Annotated in this window: 24 protein-coding genes and 1 riboswitch; of the genes, 12 read left to right on the top strand and 12 right to left on the bottom strand. The window is 61.8% G+C overall.

The window, feature by feature from the left end; genetic code table 11:
* Nucleotides 1–101: 101 nt before the first annotated feature.
* A complete protein-coding gene (locus VNX23_RS10980; protein WP_325629898.1) occupies nt 102–746 on the bottom strand; it encodes a TIGR02594 family protein in 645 nt (214 codons plus the stop codon).
* A gap of 275 nt (nt 747–1,021) precedes the next feature.
* Between VNX23_RS10980 and VNX23_RS10975 the strand changes: the two genes are divergently transcribed.
* Nucleotides 1,022–1,885 carry an alpha/beta hydrolase gene (locus tag VNX23_RS10975; protein ID WP_325629896.1) on the top strand — a complete coding sequence of 288 codons (864 nt, stop codon included), beginning with the start codon at nt 1,022–1,024 and terminating at the stop codon, nt 1,883–1,885.
* A 262-nt stretch (nt 1,886–2,147) separates the two neighbouring features.
* Nucleotides 2,148–2,366, top strand: a complete 219-nt coding sequence (locus tag VNX23_RS10970; RefSeq protein WP_325629894.1) for a hypothetical protein — start codon at nt 2,148–2,150, stop codon at nt 2,364–2,366.
* 1,056 nt (nt 2,367–3,422) lie between these two features.
* Here the strand turns inward: VNX23_RS10970 and metW are convergent.
* Entirely contained in the window at nt 3,423–4,091 is a 669-nt protein-coding gene (gene metW / locus VNX23_RS10965; protein ID WP_325629892.1) for a methionine biosynthesis protein MetW, read from the bottom strand.
* Complete coding sequence (gene metX / locus VNX23_RS10960; RefSeq protein ID WP_414642979.1) at nt 4,088–5,278, bottom strand: homoserine O-acetyltransferase MetX; 1,191 nt, start codon at nt 5,276–5,278, stop codon at nt 4,088–4,090. Before metX ends, metW begins: the two co-directional genes overlap by 4 nt.
* Nucleotides 5,279–5,546: 268 nt before the next feature.
* Nucleotides 5,547–5,626, bottom strand: a riboswitch (SAM riboswitch).
* A 172-nt stretch (nt 5,627–5,798) separates the two neighbouring features.
* On the opposite strand from metX, the gene VNX23_RS10955 reads away from it, so the two are divergent.
* Genes VNX23_RS10955 through VNX23_RS10945 form a run of 3 tightly spaced genes read left to right on the top strand, consistent with a single transcriptional unit; the run spans nt 5,799 to nt 8,706 of the window.
* Entirely contained in the window at nt 5,799–6,629 is an 831-nt protein-coding gene (locus VNX23_RS10955) for a chorismate mutase (protein WP_325629888.1), read from the top strand.
* Nucleotides 6,630–6,670: 41 nt separating this feature from the next.
* Nucleotides 6,671–7,768, top strand: a complete 1,098-nt coding sequence (gene hisC / locus VNX23_RS10950) for a histidinol-phosphate transaminase (RefSeq protein ID WP_325629886.1) — start codon at nt 6,671–6,673, stop codon at nt 7,766–7,768.
* Nucleotides 7,765–8,706: a prephenate/arogenate dehydrogenase family protein gene (locus VNX23_RS10945; RefSeq protein ID WP_325629884.1), complete on the top strand. Its 942-nt coding sequence runs from the start codon at nt 7,765–7,767 to the stop codon at nt 8,704–8,706. The genes hisC and VNX23_RS10945 overlap by 4 nt, the downstream gene beginning before the upstream one ends.
* A 41-nt stretch (nt 8,707–8,747) precedes the next feature.
* Here VNX23_RS10945 and VNX23_RS10940 read toward each other — a convergent pair whose 3' ends face one another.
* Entirely contained in the window at nt 8,748–9,944 is a 1,197-nt protein-coding gene (locus VNX23_RS10940; protein ID WP_325629882.1) for a DUF2125 domain-containing protein, read from the bottom strand.
* Between the two features lie 110 nt (nt 9,945–10,054).
* Between VNX23_RS10940 and VNX23_RS10935 the strand changes: the two genes are divergently transcribed.
* Nucleotides 10,055–10,633, top strand: a complete 579-nt coding sequence (locus VNX23_RS10935; RefSeq protein WP_325629880.1) for a gamma-glutamylcyclotransferase — start codon at nt 10,055–10,057, stop codon at nt 10,631–10,633.
* 21 nt (nt 10,634–10,654) lie between these two features.
* On the opposite strand, the gene VNX23_RS10930 is transcribed toward VNX23_RS10935, so the two are convergent.
* From VNX23_RS10930 to ftsE, 4 genes are all read right to left on the bottom strand, one after another.
* On the bottom strand, nt 10,655–11,428 hold the full coding sequence (locus tag VNX23_RS10930) for a lysophospholipid acyltransferase family protein (RefSeq protein ID WP_325629878.1): 774 nt from the start codon (nt 11,426–11,428) through the stop codon (nt 10,655–10,657).
* A gap of 15 nt (nt 11,429–11,443) precedes the next feature.
* Nucleotides 11,444–12,124 (bottom strand): YdcF family protein, encoded by a 681-nt coding sequence (locus VNX23_RS10925; protein WP_325629876.1) that lies wholly within the window; start codon nt 12,122–12,124, stop codon nt 11,444–11,446.
* Between the two features lie 81 nt (nt 12,125–12,205).
* A complete protein-coding gene (locus tag VNX23_RS10920) occupies nt 12,206–13,177 on the bottom strand; it encodes an ABC transporter permease (RefSeq protein WP_325629874.1) in 972 nt (323 codons plus the stop codon).
* Nucleotides 13,170–13,829 (bottom strand): cell division ATP-binding protein FtsE, encoded by a 660-nt coding sequence (gene ftsE / locus VNX23_RS10915; RefSeq protein ID WP_325629872.1) that lies wholly within the window; start codon nt 13,827–13,829, stop codon nt 13,170–13,172. Before ftsE ends, VNX23_RS10920 begins: the two co-directional genes overlap by 8 nt.
* A 329-nt stretch (nt 13,830–14,158) precedes the next feature.
* Between ftsE and VNX23_RS10910 the strand changes: the two genes are divergently transcribed.
* The gene (locus tag VNX23_RS10910) at nt 14,159–15,034 is read left to right on the top strand and encodes an MJ0042-type zinc finger domain-containing protein (protein WP_325629870.1); all 876 of its coding nucleotides are present in this window, start codon (nt 14,159–14,161) and stop codon (nt 15,032–15,034) included.
* 33 nt (nt 15,035–15,067) lie between these two features.
* Nucleotides 15,068–15,445 carry a response regulator gene (locus VNX23_RS10905; RefSeq protein WP_325629868.1) on the top strand — a complete coding sequence of 126 codons (378 nt, stop codon included), beginning with the start codon at nt 15,068–15,070 and terminating at the stop codon, nt 15,443–15,445.
* 191 nt (nt 15,446–15,636) lie between these two features.
* Here VNX23_RS10905 and VNX23_RS10900 read toward each other — a convergent pair whose 3' ends face one another.
* Entirely contained in the window at nt 15,637–18,213 is a 2,577-nt protein-coding gene (locus tag VNX23_RS10900; RefSeq protein WP_325629866.1) for a TIGR02302 family protein, read from the bottom strand.
* Nucleotides 18,214–18,710: 497 nt separating this feature from the next.
* Here VNX23_RS10900 and VNX23_RS10895 point away from each other — a divergent pair, with 497 nt between their 5' ends.
* On the top strand, nt 18,711–19,091 hold the full coding sequence (locus VNX23_RS10895) for a carboxymuconolactone decarboxylase family protein (protein ID WP_325629864.1): 381 nt from the start codon (nt 18,711–18,713) through the stop codon (nt 19,089–19,091).
* Between the two features lie 87 nt (nt 19,092–19,178).
* Nucleotides 19,179–20,084 (top strand): NAD(P)-dependent oxidoreductase, encoded by a 906-nt coding sequence (locus VNX23_RS10890; protein WP_325629862.1) that lies wholly within the window; start codon nt 19,179–19,181, stop codon nt 20,082–20,084.
* 156 nt (nt 20,085–20,240) lie between these two features.
* On the opposite strand, the gene lysA is transcribed toward VNX23_RS10890, so the two are convergent.
* The 3 genes from lysA to argH all read right to left on the bottom strand — a co-directional run bounded on the left by lysA (nt 20,241) and on the right by argH (nt 23,325).
* Nucleotides 20,241–21,506, bottom strand: a complete 1,266-nt coding sequence (gene lysA / locus VNX23_RS10885) for a diaminopimelate decarboxylase (protein ID WP_325629860.1) — start codon at nt 21,504–21,506, stop codon at nt 20,241–20,243.
* Between the two features lie 51 nt (nt 21,507–21,557).
* Complete coding sequence (lptM, locus tag VNX23_RS10880) at nt 21,558–21,836, bottom strand: LPS translocon maturation chaperone LptM (RefSeq protein WP_325629858.1); 279 nt, start codon at nt 21,834–21,836, stop codon at nt 21,558–21,560.
* 91 nt (nt 21,837–21,927) lie between these two features.
* Nucleotides 21,928–23,325 carry an argininosuccinate lyase gene (gene argH, locus VNX23_RS10875; protein ID WP_325629857.1) on the bottom strand — a complete coding sequence of 466 codons (1,398 nt, stop codon included), beginning with the start codon at nt 23,323–23,325 and terminating at the stop codon, nt 21,928–21,930.
* A gap of 287 nt (nt 23,326–23,612) precedes the next feature.
* Here argH and tlpA point away from each other — a divergent pair, with 287 nt between their 5' ends.
* Both tlpA and VNX23_RS10865 read left to right on the top strand, forming a co-directional pair.
* A complete protein-coding gene (gene tlpA / locus VNX23_RS10870) occupies nt 23,613–24,290 on the top strand; it encodes a thiol:disulfide interchange protein TlpA (protein ID WP_325629855.1) in 678 nt (225 codons plus the stop codon).
* Between the two features lie 684 nt (nt 24,291–24,974).
* On the top strand, nt 24,975–26,300 hold the full coding sequence (locus tag VNX23_RS10865) for a hypothetical protein (protein ID WP_325629853.1): 1,326 nt from the start codon (nt 24,975–24,977) through the stop codon (nt 26,298–26,300).
* Nucleotides 26,301–26,442: the final 142 nt, after the last annotated feature.

Here is a 26,442-nt window from a genome sequence, read left to right as displayed (position 1 = left end):
AACGCCCCCACCCGACCGTCGCTTCGCGACGGCCACCCTCCCCACGCGTTCCGCGGGGGAGGGATAGGAGGCGGCACCGCCAAATGCGATTGTCGCAGCGATCAACCGGTCGGCATGACGTAGGTATAGATCCGGCCGCGCGAGATCGGTGCTTCCCTGACGCGGTTGCCATTGTTGCCCGAAATCACGATCGGATTGCCTTTGGCATCAATGCCGCTGACGACGCCGACATGGCCCCCGCCGCGCCGGCCCATGACGGCGATGGCGCCGACCTGCGGTCCGGACACACGTTGGCCGTAGTGAGAGAAGGAGAGCGCCATATCCGAGCCGGTGCCGCGATGGCCGGTATGCTGCAGAACCATGTTCATGAAGCGGGCGCACCACAGGCTGCCACGGCCGGTCGGATTGCCGCCGAGGTAACGACGCGCTTCGGAAACGACGTCCGATCCGCCACCTGACATATTAGCGCTGCCGGAAGTGCTCGATGGCAGGCTGGCATTGGCCTCGCCAAGACCGCGCGATTTCATTTTCGCAACGCCCGCCTCGCAGCGGGACGAGCGCGCCATGTGGCGGAAATGATGCAAAGCGTGGTGCCGTCTGGCGTGGTGACCGGCAAAATGCACGTGTGCGTGCCGCCTTGCATGATGGTGGGACCTTGCTGAAGCGGGAGTGGCGGAAACGGCGAAGGCCGTGGAGCACAGCGCCAACGCGACCAGCGACCCGCGTAACGAAGAAAACTGAAGCATACTCAACCTATCCTCTTTCACATTCCCAATTCCCGCCGGCCTTTGATGGCCGGCATCCGGGGCGCCGTATGAAAAGTTTTGATGTGGCGAGAAAAAGACGCGACGCATCAGCGCCGCCTTAAGGTCCGGGGTGATTTCGTGACGAAAAAATCGATTTTGCCTCATTGCAGCCGCGAGTATTAACTGCGACCTTCAAGCGCGAAACTTTCGCGCCAATCAGCCAATCGTCGCGCAAGCAAATTGCGTCAGAACAAAAACGGTGGAAGGAAACTCGAATGCCCCACGCGGTTACGAAGGAAAACGTCCGTCTCTATTTCGAGGAAGCGGGCAGCGGAACGCCCATTATCTTTCTGCATGAATACGCAGCCGACCACACCAATTGGGAGCCGCAGATGCGCTACTTCTCGCGTGGCCATCGCTGCATCGCCTACTCCGCGCGTGGATATACTCCCTCCGACGTGCCGCCGTCGAAGGACTCCTACACCTACAAGCACTTCTACACCGACGCGCTCGCCGTGCTCGATCATCTCGACATCGGCAAGGCGCATCTCATTGGGCTCTCGATGGGCGCGTATTCCTCGCTGCAGGTTGCGCTCAATGCGCCGGAACGCGCGCTGTCGATGACGCTCGCCGGTGTCGGCTCGGGCTCGAGCCTGGAAAATCTCGACGCCTTTCGCAAGCAATGCGTGGCCAATGCCGAGCAATATGAGACCATCGGCGCGGTCGAAGTCGCCAAGGTCACGCGTGAGGCGGCGAGCCGGATTCCTTTCCTGGTCAAGGACCCGCGCGGTCACGCCGATTTCTATGATGCGCTCGCCCGTCACGACGCCAGGGGGTCGGCCAACACCATGCGCGGCTTCCAGGGCGGCAGGCCCTCGATCCACACCATGGCGGATGCGATTGCGAAGGTGCCGACGCCGGCGCTGATCATCTGTGGCGACGAAGACGATGCGTGCATCGAGCCCAGCCTGTTTCTGAAGAAACATCTGCCGGCAGCGGGGCTCGTGATGTTCCCGAAGTCCGGCCACGTGCTCAATCTGGAAGAGCCGGCGCTGTTCAACGAGATGGTCGAACGCTTCATCGCCCTCGTCGAGGCCGGGCGCTGGGGCGTGCGCGATCCGAGGTCGATGGCGGTTTGAACGTCATTCCGGGGCGCGCATCAGCGCGAACCCGGAATCTAGCTCCTGTAGGGTGGGTTAGCGAAGCGTAACCCACCGCTCATTCCACCACGACGGCGGACTACGCCTTCTCAGGCGGATTGCGAGAGCACGATCTGCCATTCGTCGGCGACAAAGAGGTGGGTTACGCCTTCGGCTAACCCACCCTACGGGCTGGAATCGTGACTCACGCTAAGGATGATATATGTGCTATACTCAATCTCCAGTAATACGGAGGAAAATTATGGCAACCGTTTTTATTGAAGCGCGTCCAAAGGGCAGACCTGAAGGAAGCCCCATCACCGATTATGTGGTTGAAGACCACGCGGACCATCCGCTTGGAACGTTCAAGACTCAACACGAAGCAATTGATTGGGCCAAGAAGAATGGTCACAGGCCTCATGTGGCCAGGGTTCGCCATCTTAACGATAAAAAGAAGCCTGATCACTGGCGCGCGGTGTGATGGCTAGTTGAGAGGCGAAGCAAGTGTAGTCCATAAGTATGGGACTCGGAATCTCGAGATTCCGAGTTCGCTGCTTGCCCCGGAAAGACGGTGGAAGGATGGACTGAGCAACGCAGCAGCCCCTGCGCCTAACGGCGAATTTGTCGAACCCCATCAAGCTGTTTCTACCTGTCCAGTCCTTCGCGAAAAAATATTTCGCTTCGCGTTTTCCCCAAATCAAATCCATGATTCCCGCATCCCGTGCCCTTGAACAGAGGGGCGTTTCGCGATCGTCACGGACGTTGGGCGCGGGATGCGGTGGACGCGGTTGCGCCCGAAGACGAGGGGTGCAACCGCGGACGGCGAAGTCGTGTGGTCCTGACGCCCCGACGCTGGCGTCAAGTTGGCGGGATGATCCGCCGGCGATGGTGGCAAAACAGCCCGGTCACCAGGGAGAGCGCGAAGGAAACCGTTAAAACCATTCGCGTGCGGGAATGCCGGGTGAAACCGGCGTGTACCTGCGGTGACTATGCTCGTGTGGTTTTTGTTTTTCCCACGCGAGGCTGTGGGTGCGCTTGTGCATCCGGCATTCCCCACGCCCTCTATGGGCGGACGGATTTGTGCAAGACTCGGGCGGATCACGCTGCGAGAACGTAGAAGTGTGGCTTACGCGCGTCATCGCGAGCGTAAGCGACCTGTCCGCCGTAACTTTAGCGAAGACGGAAAGCAATTGAGACTTCTTCCGCGTCGTCATTCCGGGGCGCGAGTGTAACGAGCGAGCTTTGATGTGCAATTGCACATCAGAGAATCCATTTCTCCGCAGAGTTTGTGGCGCGATGGATTCCGGGTTCAGCCCTGCGGGCTGCCCCGGAATGACGAAAGGCTGTTTGACAATTGAATCAGATAAGCGGCGAGCGCGCCCTTTTCCCTCCCCCAGGGAGAGCTAGGGAGGGGGGTGGCCGCATCGGGACTACCCGCGTGAACCCCTCTCCCCAACCCTCCCCCACAAGGGGGGAGGGAACTCACCGACGTTGCGGCGACATTGACGATAACTGCCCATGGCCGGGCGCTGCAGGCCTACCGCCCCTTCCCGGCGCGGCTCAGGAGAAACACGCCCTGTTCGCCGAACATGTTCCAGAACCACCACGGCGCGCTGAGCCGCAACGGCCGGCCATAGAGATCGAGCGCGACCGCGCGCTCCATCTTGACGTTGATCTCGCCGCACAGCTGCACGAAATCCTTGATGGTGCAGAAATGAATGTTCGGCGTGTCGTACCAGGTCGCGGGCAGGTTTTCGGTGCGCGGCATATGCCCGCCGATCAGGAGTTGCAGTCGCATTTTCCAGAATCCGAAGTTCGGAAAAGAGACGATCGCGCGCCGCCCGATCCGCAGCAGATTTTCCAGAACCGCCCTGGGCTGCCGCGTCGCCTGCAGGGTCTGCGACAGGATCACGTAATCGAAAGCGTCGTTCGGATAGTTGACAAGGTCGGTGTCCGCATCGCCCTGCACCACCGCCAGCCCCTTGGCCACACAGCGATTGACGCCTTCGCGCGACAGCTCGATGCCGCGGCCGTCGATGCCGCGGCTTTCCAGCAGCTGCAACAGGTCGCCGTCGCCGCAGCCGACGTCGAGCACTTTTGAGCCGGGCTCAACCATTTCCGCGACCAAAAGATGATCGCCGCGATAATGGGAATCGTCGCGCTTGATCGTGGGATCAAGCGGAAGCACCTGTTGCTGCAGCGTCATTCGCCGCCTTTCCCGGAAAGTCCGCGCGCTTTCGCAGCCGATTGCAGGAAGGCGCGGGAGATGTCGAAGAATTCCGGCACATCCAGCAGGAAGGCATCGTGGCCGCGATCGGTCTCGATCTCGGCGAACGACACCCGGGCGCTGGAGGCGTTGAGCGCATGCACGAGCGCGCGCGATTCCGAGGTCGGGAACAGCCAGTCGCTGGTAAACGACACCACGCAGAAGCGGGTCTTGATGCCGCGAAAGGCCTCCGCCAGCACGCCGTCATGATCGCCGGCGATGTCGAAGTAATCCATCGCGCGCGTCAGATAGAGATAGCTGTTGGCATCGAACCGTTCGACAAAGGACGAACCCTGATAGCGCAGATAACTTTCGACCTGGAAATCCGCGTCGAAGGAAAACGTCGGCAGATCGCGGTCCTGCATCCGCCGGCCGAATTTGCGGTGGAGAGCGGCGTCGGAAAGATAGGTGATATGTGCCGCCATCCGTGCCACGCCGAGGCCACGATGCGGCTGCGTGCCGTGTTCGGCGTAGCGGCCCTGGTGCCAATCCGGATCGGCCATCACCGCCTGGCGGCCGAGCTCGTGGAAGGCGATGTTCTGCGCCGAGTGCCGCGTCGAGCAGGCGATCGGCAGTGCGGAGAACACGCGCCTTGGATAGGCCGCGGTCCATTGCAGGACCTGCATGCCGCCCATCGAACCGCCGACCACGCAGAACAAGGTTTCGATCCCCAGCCGGTCCAGCAGCATCGCCTGCGCGCGCACCATGTCCGGAATCGTGATGATCGGGAAATCCAGGCCCCACAATTTTCCGGTCGCCGGATTGGTCGAGGCCGGCCCGGTCGAGCCCATGCAGCCGCCGATCACGTTGGGGCAGATGATGAAGTAGTTGTCGGGATCGAGCGGGCGACCGGGACCGACCATGGTCTCCCACCAGCCCGGCTTGCCGGTCACGGGGTGCACATTGGCGACATGTTGATCGCCGGTCAGCGCGTGGCAGACCAGGATGGCATTGGAGCGCTCGGCGTTGAGTTCGCCGTAGGTCTGGTAGGCGATCTGGAATGGAGCCAGATCGATGCCGCAATCAAGCGGCAGCGGCTGATCCGCACCGAACAACGCGATCCTGGAACTCGGATGGTCCGCCTCCTGCGACCGCTCGTCGGCATGGATCGCGGGACTAGTGCCCACTTTTCGAAGCTCGTGTCCCATATCAGCCACCACCTTTCACGAACTTCGAAAAGTTATGGGCACTGGCAAATTCATAATCCAGGAGCCGCCTTTCCATTTGGAATTCCTGTTTGGAATTCGCCGCTTGTGGCGCAGGAATTTCAAATGGGCGGCGCCTGGAACCGACTGTATTTTTACCATCTTGCTACCGACCTCCTAAGGTGGCTTTCAAAACCGCCACGGACATCAGGCCAAAAAAAATCCGGCCTGAACAAAGGTTCGGCCGGGATCACTTTTGTCCCCGGCCTGTTTAGCGAGTTGTTTAACGTGGCTGCAAGCCGGCCGGCTCAAATGACCACGGAACGAGCAAAATTTAGTCCCAAGCGCTCCCAACGTCAAGGCAAGCCGCCCGTTAACCAAGACTGCCTCGCCGGCAGGCACTGAAACTCTCAATGTTTTCTTTGCTTTCGGCGCCGCTCTTACCTAATCAATACGTTTCAGCCGGAGCCATTCAACCGAACCGGTTTTCAGGGTTTGAAAGATGTCCCAGTCGCCGCCCGCTCCGCCCTCGCTCGATGTGCTGCGCAAGGAGATCGACGCCATCGACGCGCAGATGCACAGCCTGTTGATGCAGCGCGGCGATATCATCGACCGGCTGATACAGGTGAAGAAGACGCAGGAAACCGGTTCGGCTTTCCGCCCCGCGCGCGAAGCGGACATGATGCGGCGTCTGGTGCAGCGCCACCGCGGCATCCTGCCCCTCGACACGGTAGAGAGCATCTGGCGCGTCATCATCTCGACCTTCACCTATGTGCAGGCGCCGTTTTCGGTTCACGCCGATGTCTCGATCGGCGAGTCCGCGATGCGCGATTCGGCGCGCTTCCATTTCGGTTTTACCGTGCCCTATGTCTCGCATTTCAGTGCGCCGGCCGCAGTCGAGGCGGTCGCAAAATCCAAGGGCGATCTGGCGCTGGTTTCGGCGACCTCGAGCCATGCGCCGTGGTGGATCGCGCTCGAGGCCAGGGAAGCACCGAAAATCATCGCGCGATTGCCCTTCGTCGAGCGCGCCGATCATCCTGCCGCCTTGCCTGTATTCGTGGTGTCGCGGGTCGCCGACAGCGCGATGGTGACCGAGGTCGAAACGTGGAGCGTGCGTGTGTCCGGCTGGAACGCCGAGATCGCCCGCGCATTGTCGCCGCTGGCGGAAGTCGTCGCGGTGCCGGATACGGCATTCGACGGCGCGGCCCTGCTGGTGTCGGTTTCCGGCACTAGCGGCCTTGAAAAGATCAAGGCGGCGCTGATCGAGGCCGGCGCTTCGGTGCGATCATCGGCCCTCGTCGGCAGCCACGCAACGCGCTATACGGTCCCCTAGTGCGGCGAATTTGGTAGCCCGCCCGCCATCCGGAGTTGAAGATGTCCCGACCCGTGCCGAACGCCGGCATTCTCGATATTGCGCCCTATACGCCGGGCAAGAGCCCGAAGCCGCAACCGGGCCGCAAGGTGTTCAAACTGTCGGCCAATGAAACGCCGTTCGGCCCTTCGCCGAAGGCGATCGAGGCCTACATCAACGCGGCCGCGCATCTGCAAGACTATCCGGAAAGCACCTCGCGTATCCTGCGCGAAGCGATCGGGCGCGCCTTCGGGCTTGATCCCGATCGCATCATCTGTGGCGCGGGCTCCGACGAGCTCCTCAATCTGCTGGCCCATGCCTATCTTGACCGCGGCGACGAGGCGATCTCCACCACTCACGGCTTTCTGGTGTATCCGATCGCGACCATGGCCAACGGCGCCGTCAATGTGGTCGCGCCCGAGACCAATTACACCGCTGATGTCGATGCGATCCTTAAGCTTGTCACGCCGCGAACCAAGCTCGTGTGGCTTGCCAACCCGAACAATCCGACCGGAACCTATGTGCCGTTCGACGAGGTCAAACGGCTGCGCGCCGGACTGCCGTCGCACACGCTGCTGGTCCTGGACGCGGCCTATTCGGACTACGTGTCGCGCAACGACTACGAGATGGGCATCGAACTGGTAGCGACCACCGACAACACCGTGATGACCCACACATTCTCGAAAATTCACGGGCTGGCGGCGCTGCGCGTCGGCTGGATGTTCGCACCCGCCCACGTCGTCGAAGCGGTGAACCGCATCCGCGGACCTTTCAACGTCTCGACGCCCGCCATGCTGGCGGCGGTGGCGGCGCTGCAGGACACCGCGCATCTTGAGATGTCGAAGGCGCACACCGAGAAATGGCGCAGCTGGCTGACGGAAGAATTGACAAAGCTTGGGCTGAAGGTGACGCCGAGCGCGGCCAATTTTGTCCTGATCCATTTTCCCCTCGACAAGGGCAAGACGGCGACCGATGCCGATGCCTTCCTGACCGGGCGCGGCCTTGTGCTGCGCGCGTTGAACAATTATCGCCTGCCTCACGCGCTCCGTATGACCGTCGGCACTGATGAGGCCAATCGGCTGGTGGTCGAGGGCCTGCGCGATTTTCTGGGGGTGAAGTGAGCGGCAGTTTGCAGTTCAATCGCATCGCGCTGATCGGCTTCGGGCTGATCGGCGGCTCGATCGCGCGTGCCGCGCGCGAGCAGGGACTTGCCGGCGAAATCGTCACCACCGCGCGCTCCGCCAAAACACGCGCGCGTGTGACCGAGCTTGGCATCGTCGACCGGGTGGTGGAAACCAATGCCGAGGCGGTCAAAAACGCCGATCTCGTCATCCTCTGCATCCCGGTGGGCGCCTGCGGCGCGGTCGCGCAGGAAATCGCAGGCGATCTCAAGCAGGGGGCGATCGTATCCGACGTCGGCTCGGTCAAGGGCGCGGTGGTGCGGGACATGGCGCCGCATTTGCCGGCGAGCGTGCATTTCGTGCCGGCACATCCGGTTGCAGGCACCGAGCACTCCGGACCCGATTCCGGTTTCGCCGAGCTCTTCATCAACCGCTGGTGCATCCTGACCCCGCCCGAGGGCACCGATCCCGATGCGGTCGAGAAGTTGCGGGCGTTCTGGGCAGCTATCGGCGCCAGGGTCGAGATCATGACGCCCGAGCATCATGATCTGGTGCTGGCGATCACCAGCCATTTGCCGCATTTGATCGCCTACACCATCGTCGGCACCGCCGACGAGCTTGAAGAGGTCACCTCGTCGGAAGTGATAAAGTTCTCGGCCGGCGGCTTTCGCGATTTCACCCGCATCGCCGCTTCCGATCCGACCATGTGGCGTGACGTGTTTCTGGCCAACAAGGATGCGGTGCTGGAAATGCTCGGGACCTTCAACGAGGATCTCTCGAAGCTTACCCGAGCCATCAGGCGTGGCGATGGGGAAGCGCTGTTCGAACATTTCACGCGCACCCGCGCCATCCGCCGCGGCATTGTCGAGATCGGCCAGGATTCGGCAGCGCCCGATTTCGGTCGCCCGCACGCGCAGCTCGAGAAGAAGGCGGAGTGAACTTGTCGTTTTCGCGAAGGCGACAAAAGCGGTGGCGATGCTTAGAACAACGGCGAGACCTGCCCTACTTTCAGCGGGCCGAGGTATACCGAGCCGTCGACAAAGCGCAGCGGGAAGGACCGCGCCTTTTTGCCTTCGAGCACGGCTTCGGTGCCGAGCGCGTTGACGCCTGCGGCGACCCCGATATTGGCGCCTTGCTTGACCATCTTGCCAAGGCCGGGAATCGCCCGGTCCAGCGCCCCAAGCAGATTGTTGACGTCCTGAGTTTTGACCCCCGGCGCGACGCGGTCGAGCGTCGCCTGCGGCACGCCTTCATCGAGCATCTTGTCGATGCCAAGCGCCGCAATCACCTTGTCGAGGCCGGCAACCGTCATCTGCAGTTCGCCATCGAGATTGCCTTGCGCACTCAGCCCAAGGGTGCCTGCCGCTACCGCGATCAGATCGTCCTGCTGGAGTCGGGATTGCACGATCTCGACATGCCCGCCAGCGGCCTGCAATTCGCGAAACCGCTCGGGCCAGGGTTTTGGCGCGAGATCCTTCAGTCCGCTCAGCATCGCGCGAACTTCTGCATCGAACGGCTGGGTAAGCAGCGGATGCACGTCCTGGACACTGCCTGCCTGGACCCTGAGGACGGTTTCAATCACGGGATGTTCAAGCGGGCTGCCTTCGGCGAGACGGCCGTGCAGCTCGATGTGCTTTGCGCGCGCCAGCGGCACCTGCACCGAAGCATTGACGCGGTCGACCGATGCGTCGTCGAAAACGATCGAGGCGCGCTGCGGAATTGCCGGCAATCCCACCACGCTGGAGCGGCCCTTGCTCCAGTTCACCACCATCGACGGCGTCCCCCGCGAATCGAAGACTGTCGCAGGCGCCGAAAATTCCGCGATCAGCAATTTCGGATCGTAGACCTGCGCGATGACGAGGATTTCGCCGAGCCTAGCGGTGACCGGCGTCTGCGCCGCGGCTTGCGCTGCGGTCTGCGAGACCAGCGATACGCTGGCGCCGGCGCAGCGCACTTCCAGGCGGAACGGGAAACCGGCCACCGTCCGTCTGGCGCAATCATAGACCCGGCCTGACTTCGCTTCCTGGGCGCGCCAGGCATCGGCTTTCACTTCGGCCTGGGAGGCGGCATAAAACCAGAACCCGCTCCATGCCGCCGCGGCGAGGAGGAGCAGAATCGGCATCATGAAAAGGCGCCAGTGGCGGCGGTTTTGTGTTGCGCTGGTCGTACCGGTCATGGAGCGACCATTGGAGGACGATTTTGTCAATTGTAAGCGGCGGGCGGGGTACCAGAGGACAGCGATTTCTGCTTCGTTTCGCTTCGATGTTCTGATAGCCCTCCCTAAAAATGACCGCTGAAATCGCCTCCCGAACGAAGCCCGCCAGAGACGACCTGTGGGTTTTTGGCTACGGATCGCTGATGTGGCGGCCGGGCTTCGAGTTCATCGAGCAGGTCCCGGCGCGCCTGATCGGCGAACACCGCGCGCTCTGCGTCTATTCGTTCGACCATCGCGGCACGCCGGAAAAGCCGGGCCTCGTGCTTGGTCTGGACCGCGGCGGTGCCTGCCGCGGCGTCGCTTTCAGGGTTGTCGCAAAGCGGCGCGAACAGACGATTGAGTATCTGCGCAGCCGCGAGCAGACCACCCATGTCTACCGTGAGGTCATGCGATCGGTCTGGCTCGAAAACGAGGGCCGGGATCGGGTCAGCGCGCTGGCCTATGTGGTCGATCGCGGCCATATTCAGTATGCAGGACGACTCTCGCTGACCGAGCAGCTGCGCCTGGTTCGGCAGGGACATGGCCGCTCGGGAAACAACCGCGACTATGTGTTGTCGACCGTAAAATCGATCGAAGCGCAGGGCTTTCGCGATCCGAAATTGCATCAGCTTGCGCTCATGCTGCACGATGACGCAACGCTGCATCGCTAAGGCCGCCAGCAGCAGAAATTATCAGATTTTCGCCGAGGCCGAATCCTGCACGCCGCCAAACAACTGCGCCTGTTCGCGGCGCGCCGCTTCGACAAGCCTGCCGGTTGCATCCTCGATGGCGCTTAAGATGCGCTTGAGGAATTCGTCGCGCGACAGGCCCGGTGGTAGCGGATCGAGGAATTCGACGACCAGCGTCCCCGGATAGCGCATGAACGTCCGTCGCGGCCAGAACAGTCCCGAATTGAGCGCCACCGGCAGACAGGGTGCGCGGCAATCGATGTAAATCTGCGAAACGCCGGCCTTGTAGCGCGGCGGCGCGCCGACCGGTGTCCGCGTGCCTTCCGGAAAGATGATCAATTGACGGCCCTGCCGTACCTGCTCGGCGGCGCGGCGCGCCATCCTCAGCAGCGCCCGGCCGCCGGCGCTTCTGTCGACATCGATCATGTCGGCCTTGATCAGATACAGGCCGAACACCGGTATCCATTTCAGCTCGCGCTTGAGGATGAAGAGCGGTTGATCGAAGAATTGCAGGAGCGCAAAGGTTTCCCACATCGACTGATGCTTCGAGGCGACGATCAGGGGCCCTTCGGGAATCTTCTCGACGCCACGGTACTCCACCCTGGTGTTGCAGATGATACGCATCAGCCAGATGTTGCTGCGCGCCCAAAGCCGCGCCAGGGTCATCAGGGCCGAGCGCGGCATGACGAAGGTCGGGATGGCGACGATGAACCACAACAACAGCATCACATAGAACAGCACGTTGTAGATCAGCGAACGCACGAAAATGGATGCCATCGAGAACCCGATCAATCAATTGGCTTGAGCCGTCGCCGGCGGCGGAATGCCCGGCCTCTCCGAATCGGCCAGACGCACCCGCACCTCGGCGGCGATATATTTGGCATATTCCGTGAGCAGCAGCCGCACCGTCGCGCCGTTGGTCCACCACGGCTCGTCGCGCCATTTGTCGCCGACCACCACGTAGGGAATAAGAACGATGTCGGGCATCGCATGGGATAATTCGACGATCGCCCGTGGCATATGGTAATTCGACGTGACCACGATCAGCGACTTGAAGCCGCGCTCGCGCACCCAACGCCGCGCCTCCGCCGCATTGCTGCGGGTGTTGACCGCGGAGCGATCGAGGTCGACGCAGCAGCGGAGCAATGACTGATTGTCGGGCAGCGAACGCGATATGTCGCTCGCGGCATTGGTTGGATGCACGCCGGAGATCAACAGCCGCTTGCCGTAACCATCGGCCAGCAATTCCATCGCATCAGACACCCGCGACGATCCGCCGGTCAGCACCACGATCCCGTCGGCCGTTCGGGTGGGTTTGGTTTCACTCCCGTGCAGTTGCGACAGAAATCCGACAAAGCCGATCGCACCGGCAAGAAACGCGATCGTCAGCAGGACGACGAGCGCGGCGCGCAAGTAGTTCGGGGGCGCGGCGATCAATGCCGGTTTCGACCTATCGTCGGGCGGCTGGTTCATTTCCGATGTGGCGATCCCTTTCCGTTCGAGTTTAGAAGGTTTTCTGGCGAAGTGGAATCTGCAACACGCCGTATTGCTCCGTCAGTCGATTTCGTTGAGCGTCGCAAGCAGGGTCCGTCGCGACGCCCAGGCTGTGATTCCGGCGATCAGCACCGCCTGCACCGCCAGTGCCAGATAGCCCGACGGGCGCAGCGAAAACGTACCCAGCAGCGCGGCAAACTGATCGCCGACGGGCGTGCCGGAGAACCAGCTCGCAATCGATTCAGAAAACCCGAAAAACAGCATGGCGATGCCGCCGCCGATGATGCCGCCTTCGAGGCCCAGCCGGAGAAAATGCCGCAGGAATCGATTGGCGATGAAGCGGTCGCCTGCACCCACAAAGTGAAGGACCTCGACGATCGGACGGTTTGCGGCCATCGCGCCGCGCGTCGCAAACGACACCGAAATGATGGTCGCGATTATGACCAGCACCAGAATGCCGATGCCGGCAATCACGGTCGCGCCGGTCATCGACCGCATCCGTTCGATCCAGGCGCGATGATCGTCGACGCTGGCCGACGGCGACACCTGTTTCACCCGGTGGCGCAGCGCCTCCAGGTCGAGGGCCGTTCCCGGTTGCACCCGCGCGACGATCACGCGCGGCACCGGCAACTCGTCGAGCGAGAGTCCACTGCCGAGCCACGGCTCCAGGAGTTTGGCCGATTCCTCCCTGCTGAACGGCCGGATATCGACGATACCGGGTTGGGCGCGCACCGCTTCGGCGACCGCTGCCGCATCGCGCTCGATGTCGTGGCCGGGCGAGGGGCGCACCTGAACAGTGATTTCGCTCGCGACTTCCGACTGCCACTCCGCCGCCGACGCGCTCACCAGCAGCACGGTGCCGGTTGTCATCGAGGCAAGGAAGGTCATGATGGCGACGACGGCGACCAATGCACTGCCAGCGATCGAGCCGCGCGGCACGATCGGCGACAAGTTGCGCGCCTTCGCCGGTACCTGGGGACGCTCACGCGCGAGATCCACCAAAGGGCCAAGCTGTTGATCGGTCCTACTCATAGATATGAAGCCGTCCCTGGTGCAGCACCAGCCGTCGCGCGTCATACTGGTCCATCAGGGCCATATCATGGGTCGCGATGATGACCGCGGTGCCGGACCTGTTCAGCTCGATGAACAGCCGCAGCAATCGCCGGCCCAGCGTTGGATCGACGTTGCCGGTCGGCTCGTCCGCCAGCAACAGATGCGGCCGCGAGATCACGGCGCGCGCGATGGCTGCCCGCTGCTTCTCACCACCGGACAGGATCGGCGGCAGCGCATCCATTCGATCGCCAAGACCCACCCACCTCAGAAGATCGATGACCTCCTTGCGGTAGCTCGATTCCTGCCGGCCTATGACGCGGAACGGCAGCGCGACGTTCTCGTACGTAGTCATGTGGTCCAGAAGCCGGAAGTCCTGCAGCACGATCCCGATCCGCTTGCGCAAGTCCGCGATCTGATCCTTGCCAAGCAGCGAGACGTCGTGGCCGAACAGGTTGACCAGACCTCGGGTCGGCCGCAGCGATAAAAACAGCAGTTTCAACAGCGAGGTCTTGCCGGCGCCGGACGGGCCGGTGAGGAACTGGAAGGAATGGGCGGGAATCTCGAAATTGAGGTCGCGCAAAATCTCCGGGCCGAGCCCGTAGCGCAATCCGACATTTTCGAACCGAACCACGTTCAGCTCCGTTCGATGGGGGGCGCGACCTTAAACATGGTGGTTGCCCCTGGCCGGCCGGCCTCGCTGCGGCCGGGAAGTCCGACAAAGTGGTTGTGCTTCGTTTATGGTTTCCGATTCGTTAACGGTCACGTTGTAGCATCCCACTGCCCTGCTTTCGAATTTCGCCCGCGCGCCTCTTGGAGCGAAGTTCCGAAGCAAGCGGGCATCGGCAATCCGGCGCTTTGGCGCCGCCTTTCGGTCTGAAGCTCCCAGGGCGAGCGTGCGCCGGCGCCCCGGAGACCTCGAACCGGCGGGCAGCAGCCCGTATCCCAGCGGAGAGTGGCTCCATGCACATCGTATGCCCTCATTGCTCGACATCCTATGCCATTGATCCGGCTACCCTGGGGACGGCCGGCCGCACCGTGCGGTGCTCCCGCTGCAAGGAGGTCTGGCTGGCGCGCCAGGAGGATGCCACGCTTGAGGCACAGTCCCCCGCAATGGCAGTGGCGGGCCGCGACGCCGCAGATCAGGACGCCGCCGCCGAGTGGGACGCCATCGCGCGCCAGGGAGATGACCCCGGGCAGGACACACCGCACGTCGACAGCCCCTCGATCGCGGACGACTGGTCCAGCGAGGAGGAGGATTTTGCGGCTCGAAGCGAGGCCAATTGGCCCCCAATCGCCCGGAACGACCCGCATGGGGCGGGAGCAGGCCGCCGGCAACGTCTATCCTGGCTGCGAAGGCTGCTCGGAGCCAAGGACCGTCCGCTTGTGTCGGGCAGGCCATCCCTCGGGCTTCCCACGGTCTGCGCCGCGATGGCCGCGCTGGTGGTAGCCCTGGTCATCTGGCGCGTCGACGTCGTGCGGCTGATGCCGCAGACCGCGGGCTTCTACAAGCTGGTCGGCCTCGACGTCAATGTGCGCGGCTTGCGGTTCAAGGACGTCAAGATCACCTCCGAGATGGTGGAAGGCAAACCGGTTCTGGTGATCGAGGGTGTCATCACGGGGGAAACCAGCAAGCCGGTAGAACTGCCGCGGCTGCGCTTCAGCGTTCGCGACGCGCAGGGTGCCGAAATCTATGCATGGAACGCCGTGCTGGAGCAGCCGGTTTTGCGACCCGGCGAGAAGGCCGTGTTCAAGTCCCGATTGGCATCGCCGCCGCCTGAAGCTCGCAACATCGACGTGCGCTTCTTTAGCAAGCGGGACATGGCCGCCCGTATTTGAACGGCATCGCTTACTCACGAAACAGGTGCCCATATGCCGCGCGTGCTGATTGTCGATGATGAGGATTCCATGCGCATGCTGGTGGCGCGCGCCATCGTCATGGACGGCCACCAGATCGTCACTGCTGCAGACGGCGCAGAAGCGCTGGAAATCCTGGGCAGCGAACAAGGCGCGTTCGATCTCCTGCTGACCGATATCCAGATGCCGGTGATGGATGGGATTGCGCTGGCGCTGTCGGCAGCTCGTGATTTTCCAAGAACGACGATCCTGCTGATGACGGGATTTGCCGATCAGCGCGAACGCGCTTCGAACCTCAGCGCGATCGCCCATGACATCATCACCAAGCCGTTTTCGGTAGCCGATATCCGCACCGCGGTCGCCGATGCACTCGCTGCGCGACGGGCTGGCTAAAGCAAATCAGATTAGGTTGCACTGTAACCGCGACGAAAGTGTGCTCCCTCTCCCTTTGGGAGAGGGTCGGGGTGAGTGGTACGGTCTCTGATGAGAGTGCTGGCCCTCACCCGGATTGCTTCGCAATCCGATCTCTCCCCAATGGGGAGAGGTGAATCGAGTCTGCCGCACAACGCCCTGAGCAATCCCGATCAATAATCCTTCAGCAAGCGCTCGATGTAATCGAGCTCGATCTGCGGGCGCGCGGGATCGGCAAGACGCCGGCGAAGCTCTTCCAGGATCCGACGCACCCGCTGCACATCGATTTCACCGGGAATCTTTACCGTCAGGTCGTCGCCGAATTCGCGGCCGTGCAAGGGTCGTCCAAGTGGATCGCTCTGGTTGCCGCCGCTCTGCTGGCGGCCAACCCGGTTACCGGGTCCGTCGGCCTGACCTTCGCCATCGCCCTGCTGCATCGCCTCCGCAAGGCTCTGGGCGCCCTTGCGAAGCGCATCCAGTGCCTTGCCTTGCGAATCAACGGCGCCCTCGGCGTTGCCTTCGCCGAGCTTGCCGCTGGCATCGCCCATGGCGGAGTCGGCTTCGCCGAGACCATCCTCGCCGTCACCCTGATCGGCGTCCTGGCCCTGTTGGCCCTGCTGACCCTTTTCGCCGCGCTTGCCCTGCCCCATGCCGCGCTTGGCCAGTTCGTCCTGCAATTTCCTCAAGCGGTCGCGCAGACCCTGCTGGTCCTGCTGCAGATCGCTCATGCTCTGATCGCCCTGTTTGCCCCGCTGCCGGTCGCGCCGTGAATCCTGGCCCTGCTTGAAGGTCTTGTCGCGCAGTTGCTGCTGCTTGCGGATCATGTCGCCGAGTTCGTTCAGCGCCTGCTCCATGTCGCTGTCGCCCTGGCCGGGTTGCGCCAGCTGAAGATTCTCGAGCATCTGCTGCAGCTGTTCGAGCAATTGCTTGGCGGCCTCCTTGTCGCCGGAGCGCGACAGCCGCTCCATGCGTTCGATCATGTTGTTGAGGTCCTGCTGGCGCATCACCCTGGTATTGGGATCGAGCGGCCGCGCCAATTGTTGCGGATTGTTGCGCAATTGTTCGGCAAGCTGGCGCATGAAGTTGTCGAGCGCCGCGCGCAGATCCTGGGTGAGTTTCTTGATCTCCTCGTCGCTGGCGCCTCTCTCCAGCGCCTGCTTGAGCGCATCCTGAGCGGCGCGCAGCGCCTTGTCGACATCGGTGATGTTGCCGTCCTCGATGGTAACGGCGAGCGCCCACAGGCTCGCCACCACCTCGCGCATGGCATCGTCGGTTCGCGCCATCTCGAGCTGCCGCGTGACGCTGCGCAGGCCGAGATATTGGCCGAGTTCGGGCATGAACAATTCCGGCGCAATCAACAACGCTTCGAGCGCCGCCTGGACCTGCGAGTTCTGGTTGGCGTCGAGCGCCAGAATGCGGCGCTGCTCGATCAGAGCGCGCGCCAGAGGCTTGGTGAACAACCGTTCCGGCAGGCGCATGTTGAAGGGCTCACTGCGTCCCTCATTGCCGGCCTCGTCCTTCGCGGTGAGCGTGAGCGTGACGTCGGCGCCAGCGTATGGATCTTCACTCAGGTCCCTCACCGTCTGACCGACGCCGTTGCGGGTGCGCGCGTTCGGCAGCACCAGCGAGAATTGCGGCGGGTCGAACAAGGGGCGCGACTCGGCGCCCTTGGGCGCGTCGGCCTTGGTCGCATCGGTTTTGGACGCCTCGGCGCGGCGGACCGCAAACAGCGCCCGCGCTTCAATGACCCCGTAATCATCCTCGATCTTGTAGGCGAGTTGCACCGCGCCGCGGGCCTGACGTTCCGGATCCTTGGCGAGCGCGATGGTCGGAGGACGGTCGGGTATGGCGGTAAAGCTCCACTGCGGCTGCCCCGAGGGCGCGCGAACATGGACCGTGCCGTCACCGGTGATCGCAAAGTGCCTTTCGTTGGTCCCCTTCGGGGCCTCTTCCTTCGGCGCGGCTTCGCTCACCCCGCCGCCCGCCACGACATCGAGGGTGCCGCCGCTCGAACGCACGATCAGCGTACTGCGGTTCGGGACCGCCAACGGCCCCGCGGCGGGGATTGCGGCCTCCTTGTTCGCCGAAGAAAGAATGATCGGCGGCTTGCTGGTATAGAGCGGCGGCGTCACCCACGCGTCGACCCTGACATTGGCTACCGACAGCACGCCATTCAGGTCGAAGGCAGTGGCGACCCGCATGGTCCGCTCGTCGCCGGCGGCGATATAGGTCGCAACCATCAGCACCACGATCAGGGCGCGCAGCGCCCAGGGATCGTGAATCGCCAGCCGCGGCGACGGCAGGCCGGCACGGATGCGCTTGATCGTGGCCAGGGTTCGCTCACGCTGGGCTTGCCAAAGCGCCCGCGCTACCGGGTCTTGCGATTCCAGCGTGTCGGTCAGGGTTGTCGCCGGGCGATGGCGAATGCCGGTGCCGCGATCGAGCCTGCCAAGTGCCTCCTGCCGGCTTGGCCAGCGAAACCAGGCCAGCGGGAACAGAGATGCCAGCGCCAAAGCCACGAACAGGCCGAGGCCAATGGCGCGGGCCAGAAACGTCAGCGCCAGCCATAATCCTGCCCACGACACCACCAGGAACAGCCCTGCAACCGTCAAAAGCCGGGCCAGATGCGGCCAGACTCGTTCCCAGGCGATCGCATATTTGGCCCGCTGCACGGCCCGCGTCAGTTGCAGCCGTGAAAGCGCATCAGGATTTTGTACCGGCTCTGACCGGTCTTGGGTGGCGCCGCTCAATAAACTCTCCAGGTTCCGGATCACACTTTAGCACATCGGCGACAGTGAGGCACCTACGCTGGTGTGGCGGTTCAGAAGTCCGCATCATTGCAGCCCGCGAGTTCGTCATGCGGATTTCTGAACCAAAGCCACACTAGAAACAATGACTTGCTAGTGTCCTTTCGATTCCGAAGTTCGCAAACAAGATCGCAGCAAAATGATTCGAACTTGGGAATCAGGACCCTAGTGTCCCGATTCTGGCATTCGTACCATGTTGCAGCGATCTATCTTACGAATGTCAGAACCAAGGGGAAACTAGCAAAGTATTGATTCTAGTGCGGTTTAGGATTTGGCATTCGCCGTGAGAACTCGCGGAAAAACTGGTGCGAATGTCAAAATCCACCGCACTCGCAGGCAGCCCACACCCGGGAATACGCATAACACGAGGGCGTGACTGAGCCGTTGCGACCTCGTAATAACGATGGAACCAAGGAAGTGCCATCCTGTGAGGGAACGCCATGGACAAGAAAACGCACGACAAGGGATTGGAAATCAGGAAAGCCGTGCTGGGCGAGGCCTATGTCGCCAATGCCCTGAAAAATTCCGACGATTTCAACAAGCCGTTTCAGGAACTCGTCACCGAATATTGCTGGGGCGCGATCTGGGGCCGCGAGGAACTGCCACGCAAGACTCGCAGCATGCTCAATCTGGCCATGATCTCGATCCTCAACCGGCCGCACGAATTGCGGGCCCACATCAAGGGCGCGCTGACCAATGGTGTGACGCGCGAGGAGATTCGCGAAGTCTTCATGCAGGTTGCGATCTATGCCGGCATTCCCGCAGGCGTCGATAGTTTCCGCATCGCCCGCGAAGTGTTCGCCGAACTCGACAAGGCATAAGGCTGTCTTCGGTCTCGAAACGGAACAAAACTCAGACTTCGAGACGGCCGCGATCGACGTTTTGAGAATCGTTGAGGGCCTATCACCATGGAAATCGGATTCATCGGCCTCGGCAAAATGGGCTTTCCCATGGCGCGACGCCTGATCGAGGCCCAGCACCAGTTGTTCGTCTTCGATCAGCGCAAGGAAGCCGTCGATGGACTGGTTGCGCTGGGCGCGCGGGCGGCTTCTTCTCCGAAAGACGTTGCAGACCGCGCCGAAACCGTGATGGCAAGCCTGCCATCGCTGCAGGCCTCGCTCGAGGTGGCGACCGGAACGGATGGCGTGATCGAAGGCAAGCGCGTCAGGCGATTCGTGGATCTCTCCACCGTCGGATCGCAGATGGCGGTGCGGATCCATGACCTGCTTGCGAAGCGCGACCTCGTGCAGCTCGACAGTCCAGTCAGTGGCGGCGTCGGAGGCGCCCAAAAGGGCACGCTGGCCGTCATGGTCTCGGGCCCTCGCGCCGATTTCCAGGCGGTGAAACCGGCGCTCGACATGATCGGCAAGGTGTTCTTCATCGGCGAGAAACCCGGCTCGGCCCAGACCATGAAGCTTGCCAACAATCTGTTGTCGGCCACGGCCGTGGTTGCCACTTCCGAGGCCGTGGTGATGGGCGTCAAGGCAGGCCTCGATCCTGCCGTGATGATCGACGTGATCAATGCGGGCTCGGGCATGAACACGGCGAGCCGCGACAAGTTTCCCCGTTCGATCCTGCCGAGGACCTTCGACTTCGGCTTTGCCACCGGGTTGATGGTCAAGGACGTGCGGCTTTGCCTGGAAGAGGCAAAATCGCTTGGACTGTCGATGGAGGTCGCCGAAGCGGTCGGGCGATTGTGGGAGGTGGTGATCCGCGAAATGGGCGGGGAGTCCGATTTCACGTCCGCAATTCAGCCGATCGAACAGGCGGCCGGCGTCGTGGTTGGCGGCAAAGGCGCTCATGCCGCGAAGTAGCTTTTTCACCTTCTCCCTTTGCGGGAGAAGGTGGCTCGCATCGACAGATGCGAGCCAGATGAGGGGTCCTAACCGCGGATGCCAACCCCTCACCCGGCTCATCTCGCTCCGCTCGATTTCACCGCCCTCTCCCACAAGGGGAGAGGGCACGAGGGCTCACAGCCAGGGCGCAGGCTTGTCCATCGCGATCAGCGCATCGACATCAACGCGCGGACGCACCACCGCGTACTGGTCGCCGCTGACCAGAACTTCCGGCACCAGCGGCCTTGTGTTGTAGGTGCCGGACTGCACCGCGCCGTAGGCGCCGGCGGTCATGATGGCGAGGAGATCGCCAGCCCTGGGCGCAGGAATGGTTCGCGCAAGCGCGAGATAATCGCCGCTCTCGCAGACCGGACCGACGACGTCGGCCACGATCGTCGGCGTGCCTTGCGCGACCGCGACAACCGGCAGGATGTCATGATGGGCTTCATAAAGTGTGGGGCGGATCAGGTCGTTCATCGCCGCGTCGATGATGACGAAGTTCCTTGAAGCGCCGTGCTTCACATAGATGACGCGCGTCACCAGAATTCCGGCATTGCCGACGATCATGCGTCCGGGCTCGAAGACCAGCGTGCAGCCGAGATTTTTGGTCACCCGCTTGACCATGTCGGCATAGGCCGAAGGCAAGGGCGGCGCCTCGCGATCGGCATGATAGGGAATGCCGAGGCCGCCGCCGAAATCGACATGCGAAATCGCGTGGCCGTCAGCGCGCAGCGTCTGCACGCAATCGACCAGCAACCTGAAAGCAGCCTCGAGCGGCTCAAGATCGGTGATCTGGCTGCCGATATGCATGTCGATGCCGGTGGCGCGAATGGCGGGCAGCTTTGCCGCGCGGGCATACACCGCGCGCGCCCGGTCAAGCGGCACGCCGAACTTGTTTTCCGACTTGCCGGTGGAAATTTTCGCATGCGATCCTGAATCGACGTCCGGATTGACCCGAACCGAGATCGGCGCAACCCTTCCCTGCTCGCTCGAGAGGCGCGACAGCGATTCGAGCTCGGATTCGGATTCGACATTGATGCAGAAGATGTCCGCCTCCAGTGCGGCGCGCAGCTCCGTCTCGGTCTTGCCTACCCCGGAAAACACGATCCGCTGCGGCGGAATCCCGGCGGCGAGAGCCCGCTTCAACTCCCCGCCGGAAACCACGTCCGCGCCTGCGCCGAGCTTCGCCAGCGTGCGCAGCACCGACTGGTTGGAGTTGGCCTTCAACGCATAACAGACCAGCACCCTTTCGCCGGCAAAGGCGTCGCTGAATACCCGGTAATGGCGTTCCAGCGTCGCGGTCGAATAGCAATAGAAGGGCGTTCCAACCGCCTCCGCCAGTTCGATGAGATTCACCGCCTCGGCGTGAAGAACGCCGTTGCGATAGTCGAAGTGATTCATGGCTGGACTCGCGTAAAAACGCTGGCGAATATCAAATCTGCCGCACCCGAGTCAGTTGCTGTTCAGGAGCGGATCGAGAACGAACGGTTTTTTTGGCCCTTTGGGGGTGGCCGTCGGCGCATCGGCGCCGTAGCTCGAATTGAACACGCTCGGCTTGCTTGCCTGATCGGCTTCGGGACTGCCCTGCACGGCCACACCCTGGGGCTGCGTGGATGCGGTCGGCGGCAAATCGAGCGGCCCCTTGCGCCCGCAGCCTCCGAGCGCAAGCACGCTCACGCCCAGGACAATGAGCGCCCATCCCTGATATTTTGGCCGGTCGTTGCGATTCACGTCCAAATCCCCAATGCGCGTCGCACCATACAAAGATTGAACTCGTCTGGCGAGACCCGAGCGGCGCTGAAATTGCCGAGAGAATCGCCGCTCAGCCCAACTTTCGCTCTTTTTCCAGCCGCTTGAGCCACGCTTTGGCCTGCGCCGCCACATTCCTGGGCGCGGTTCCGCCAAAACTCGTGCGGCTCTTCACCGAAGCTTCGACCGACAGAACGTTGAGCGCGTCAGGGGTGATCTTCGGCTCGATCCCCTGCATGGCCTCCAACGGCAGTTCGTGCAGCGCCACGCCATCCTGCGATGCCCTGGCAACGATGCGGCCCGTCACATGATGGGCGTCGCGGAACGGCATTTTCAGCGTCCGCACCAGCCAGTCCGCGAGATCGGTCGCGGTGGTGTAGCCCTCACCGGCGGCAAGCTTCATTCGCGCCTCATCCGGTACCATGTCGATGACCATTCCGGTCATCGCACGGATGGCGAGAGAGAGTGCCGCGAACGCTTCCATCGCGCCCTGCTTGTCTTCCTGCATGTCCTTTTGATAGGCGAGCGGCAGGCCCTTCATCACGATCAACAGAGCGTTGAGCGCGCCGATCACCCTCCCCGTCTTGGCGCGCACCAGCTCGGCCGCATCGGGATTGCGCTTCTGCGGCATGATCGAGGAGCCGGTGGTGAACTTGTCGGAAAGCCGCACCAGGCCCACCAGCGGCGAGGTCCAGATCACGATCTCCTCGGCAAAGCGCGACAGATGCACCGACGCAATCGCGGTCGCCGACAGCGTCTCGAGCACGAAATCGCGATCCGAGACCGCGTCGAGCGAATTGGCCATCGGCCGGTCGAAGCCGAGCGCCTTCGCGGTCGCCTCGCGATCGATCGGAAACGAGGTGCCGGCGAGCGCCGCGGCGCCGAGCGGGGATTCGTTGGCGCGTTTGCGCGCGTCCGCAAAGCGGCCGCGATCGCGTGCCGCCATTTCCACATAGGCGAGCAGGTGATGTCCGAGCGTGACCGGCTGCGCAGTCTGCAGATGGGTGAAGCCGGGCATCACGGTGGCGGCATGTTCCAACGCCCGTTGCGCCAGCGCGCGCTGAAACGCGGCGAGTGCGGCATCGGTCTCGTCGATGACGTCGCGAACGTACAGACGAAAATCGGTCGCGACCTGATCGTTCCGCGATCGCGCGGTATGCAGCCGTCCCGCCGCGGGCCCGATCAACTCGCCAAGCCTGCTCTCGACATTCATGTGAATGTCTTCCAGCGCGCGCTTGAAATCGAACGATCCCTTGCCGATTTCTGACAAAATCGTGTCTAGACCCCTGGCGATATTTTTCGCATCGTTCGCCGTGATAATGCCTTGCGCGGCGAGCATTGCGGCGTGGGCCTTGGACGCGGCGATGTCCTGGGCGTAAAGGTGCCGATCGACGTCGATCGAGACGTTGATCTCCTCCATGATCTCGTCCGGGCGCTCGCTGAACCGGCCGCCCCACATCTTGTTGCTCATGATCAAAAACTCATGCCTGCCGCTTGTCTGCCTGCTTGTCGTCGCGCCCGATCACATGCCATCTGCCATAGGCCACGCACGCTAGTGCGGCGAATTTGAAGTTCCCATCGGTATCGCGGCAAGTTCGTGATGGGAACTTCAAATTCAAGGCCGCACTAGAATCAACAAGTGCTAGAGCTCCTTTGATTCCGAAGTTCGCATCAGAGGTCGCCACGATAGGTTGCGAACTTCGGAATCGGAGCTCTAGCGCCCTGCATAGCCGCAACTGATACAGGATGACAAACGATATGCCTGAAAGACCCCCGCAAATTGCGGCGCCCACGCGCCGGATTCCCTACGTCGCCGGGGCTGTCCTGGTCGGGGCGATAATCGGATTCGCCGGGATATACGGGGTTGGCGGGCTGAAGCGTAACGCGGCGGGCGATCCCGGCTGCGCCTCGGCGGTGGACCTGTCGCGAAAGCTCGCGCCGCTGGCCCATGGCGAGGTAGCCGCCTTGACCATGGCAACCGCGCCTCTGCGCCTGCCGGACCTTGCCTTCGAAGACGCCGACGGCAAGCCCAAGAAGCTCTCGGACTGGCGTGGCCGCACGGTGCTGGTGAACCTCTGGGCGACCTGGTGCGTGCCTTGCCGGAAGGAAATGCCGGCACTGGACCGACTACAAACCAAACTTGAGAATAAGGATTTCGAGGTGGTCGCGATCAATATCGATACCCGCGACCCCGAGAAGCCGAGAAATTTCCTGAAAGAGGCAAACCTGACCCGGCTCGGTTACTTTAGTGATCAGAAAGCCAAGGTTTTCCAGGATCTTAAAGCCGCAGGACGCGCTCTGGGCATGCCGACCTCGGTGCTCGTCGATGGCCAGGGCTGCGAGATCGCCACCATTGCCGGCCCCGCCGAATGGGACAGCGACGACGCGATCAAGCTGATCACGGCGGCAATAAAGCCGGTAGCGGCCGGATTTTAGGGGGTTACGTTGAGATTACCGACGATGCCCGAGGCGACATTGGCGAGCAAGACGGTTCCAGTACCAAGCGGGTCTGAACTGCGGATTTCTCCGGATCGGCATGCGATTTCAAAATGGCGGCGTTCGCGAAACCTGCACGTTTGCGGCTGACATCAGCGGAAGTCATCTTGGTTTCGGTCATATCGCAGCCAACACGACGCACGTCATCGCTGCAACTGTCGTTCGGCTTACGTTGTCCGTAAACGTATATATGATTGGATCGTCCGGCATGGCTTGTCGATGAGCCATCATCAGGGCGCGGCCGATCCAGTAGATCCGCGCTTGCTGCTCCATTCAAACTGCTCTTCTGATGACCGACACTCCGCCTGCGTGCCCCGGTAGCCTGTGACTATCCCCTAACGATTGATCAGCCGGAAAGCACAGCCGAGCAGCCAAGGCGCACACGCGACAAATAGCTACGAGATGTTAATGGTGGATTAAAACTTCAGGTTGTATCATTTCAGATGCTCGTGAAAATCCCCTTATCGCATTCGCTGCAATCGCCTCGCTATCAACAATCACTCATCTGCGGCCGATCTTGCACCGCCAGTAGTCGAACCGGGCATCAATGGTCCGGCGTCTACGTCGGAGCCATGGGTCCCCGTGAAGCGGACTTGTCAACGACGGCTCTCACCTGCTTGATCTATGTTATATGATCCCAAACCAGCTCCAGAACCTCACTGTACGAAAGGTCTATCGATTTCTGACGGGCTTTTCGGTTTGGTCTTTGCAGTAATCGCGATGGGTATTTCTGTTTGGGGCTTCAGGACTTTAGGCCCTGCCCTCGACAGCGCCGCCTCTTTCAACATCTGGTTTCAGGCTGACACGCCGAGAGTCATATCAAATCTTACAGACGTAGCGAGCAATCATTACCGAACATCAGTTCATCCGGCTTCATCGATTATTCTCACGCCGATTGTGCTTGGTATCGGCGAGCTCGGTTTTACTTCTCTGGTAGCTGCCAAGTTTTTGATCGCATTGGCGGCGGCCTTGAGCGGCGGGCTATTTTTTTGCGCCCTGCGTAGTTTCGGGTTGCCGCGTGTTCCAACCGTCGTATTTGCCGCGCTCTATCTGTTGAGCGCAGCATTTATCGATTGGTATGCCGTAATCGAGTTAAATTCGGTTGCGGGCGTGACTATCGTTCTTGCACTGCTGGCGCTGGCATCCGGTCGAACCATTTCCCCGCTCTGGTGGTTATTGATTAGTGCTGGAACACTCAGCATCACGGTTACAAATTGGTCCGTCGGTTTGGCAGCGACGCTGGTACGCTGGCCGCCCAAACGGTTTGCTGAAATTTCGGCTGCTGCGCTAGCTCTCATCGTCCTCTTATCCTCGGCGCAGTACTTTCTGTTTTCGAATGCTTCGCTTTTTTTCTTGCCACGTTCCGTCGTGGACGAAACTCAGTGGACTCAAATTGCCCAGCAAAGGAACGGCGGCGACGCATGGGAGCCGCTCGAAAGCTTGCGATCGCTCCTGATTACGACGGTCGTCGCACCGACACCATATATCGAGATTCAGTCAGGGGATAAGGTGGTGACGAACCAGCAAACTCCATGGTCTGACAATATCTGGGGCGGGATCGCCGCCAGTTTGGCTTGGATCGCATTGCTTTGCTGCGGAATTTGGGGGGCCGTGGCAACGCCCAAACTGAAGCCAATTTCGTTTGGTCTGGGGATGATGCTGCTCATCCAAATGGCTCTTCACAGCGTATACGGCACTGTGACCTTTCTTTACGCACCACACTTTCTCCCGATACTTGTAGCGATATGTTCGTTTTCCTGGTTCTCTCCAGCTCGTCGAGGCGCACTGGCGCTGGCTATCTTTGTGTTAGCTGTAGGCGGATTCAATAATGTGGTTCAATTTCGGAATGGAGCACATCTCGCCAATCAGATTCTTAGCTACGGCGGAAACAAGATCGATCCGAGCTTTCCGGCGAACGATGTGATTATCGCAGCGCCCACCAAACGCTAGCCTGCACGGCTTTCGCAAAATGGATGATGCATCTTTGTCCGTAACCGCTGCGAGATCGCCACCATTGCCGGCCCCGCTGGCGCTGGATGGGACAGCGACGCCTCCCCGCTCCTAGAGCTTCCTGGGGTCGCCTTCCGCAGCC

It is taken from the genome of Bradyrhizobium sp., assembly GCF_035570375.1.
GTDB lineage: Bacteria > Pseudomonadota > Alphaproteobacteria > Rhizobiales > Xanthobacteraceae > Bradyrhizobium.
This window is presented reverse-complemented; position numbering and strand designations above follow the sequence as displayed.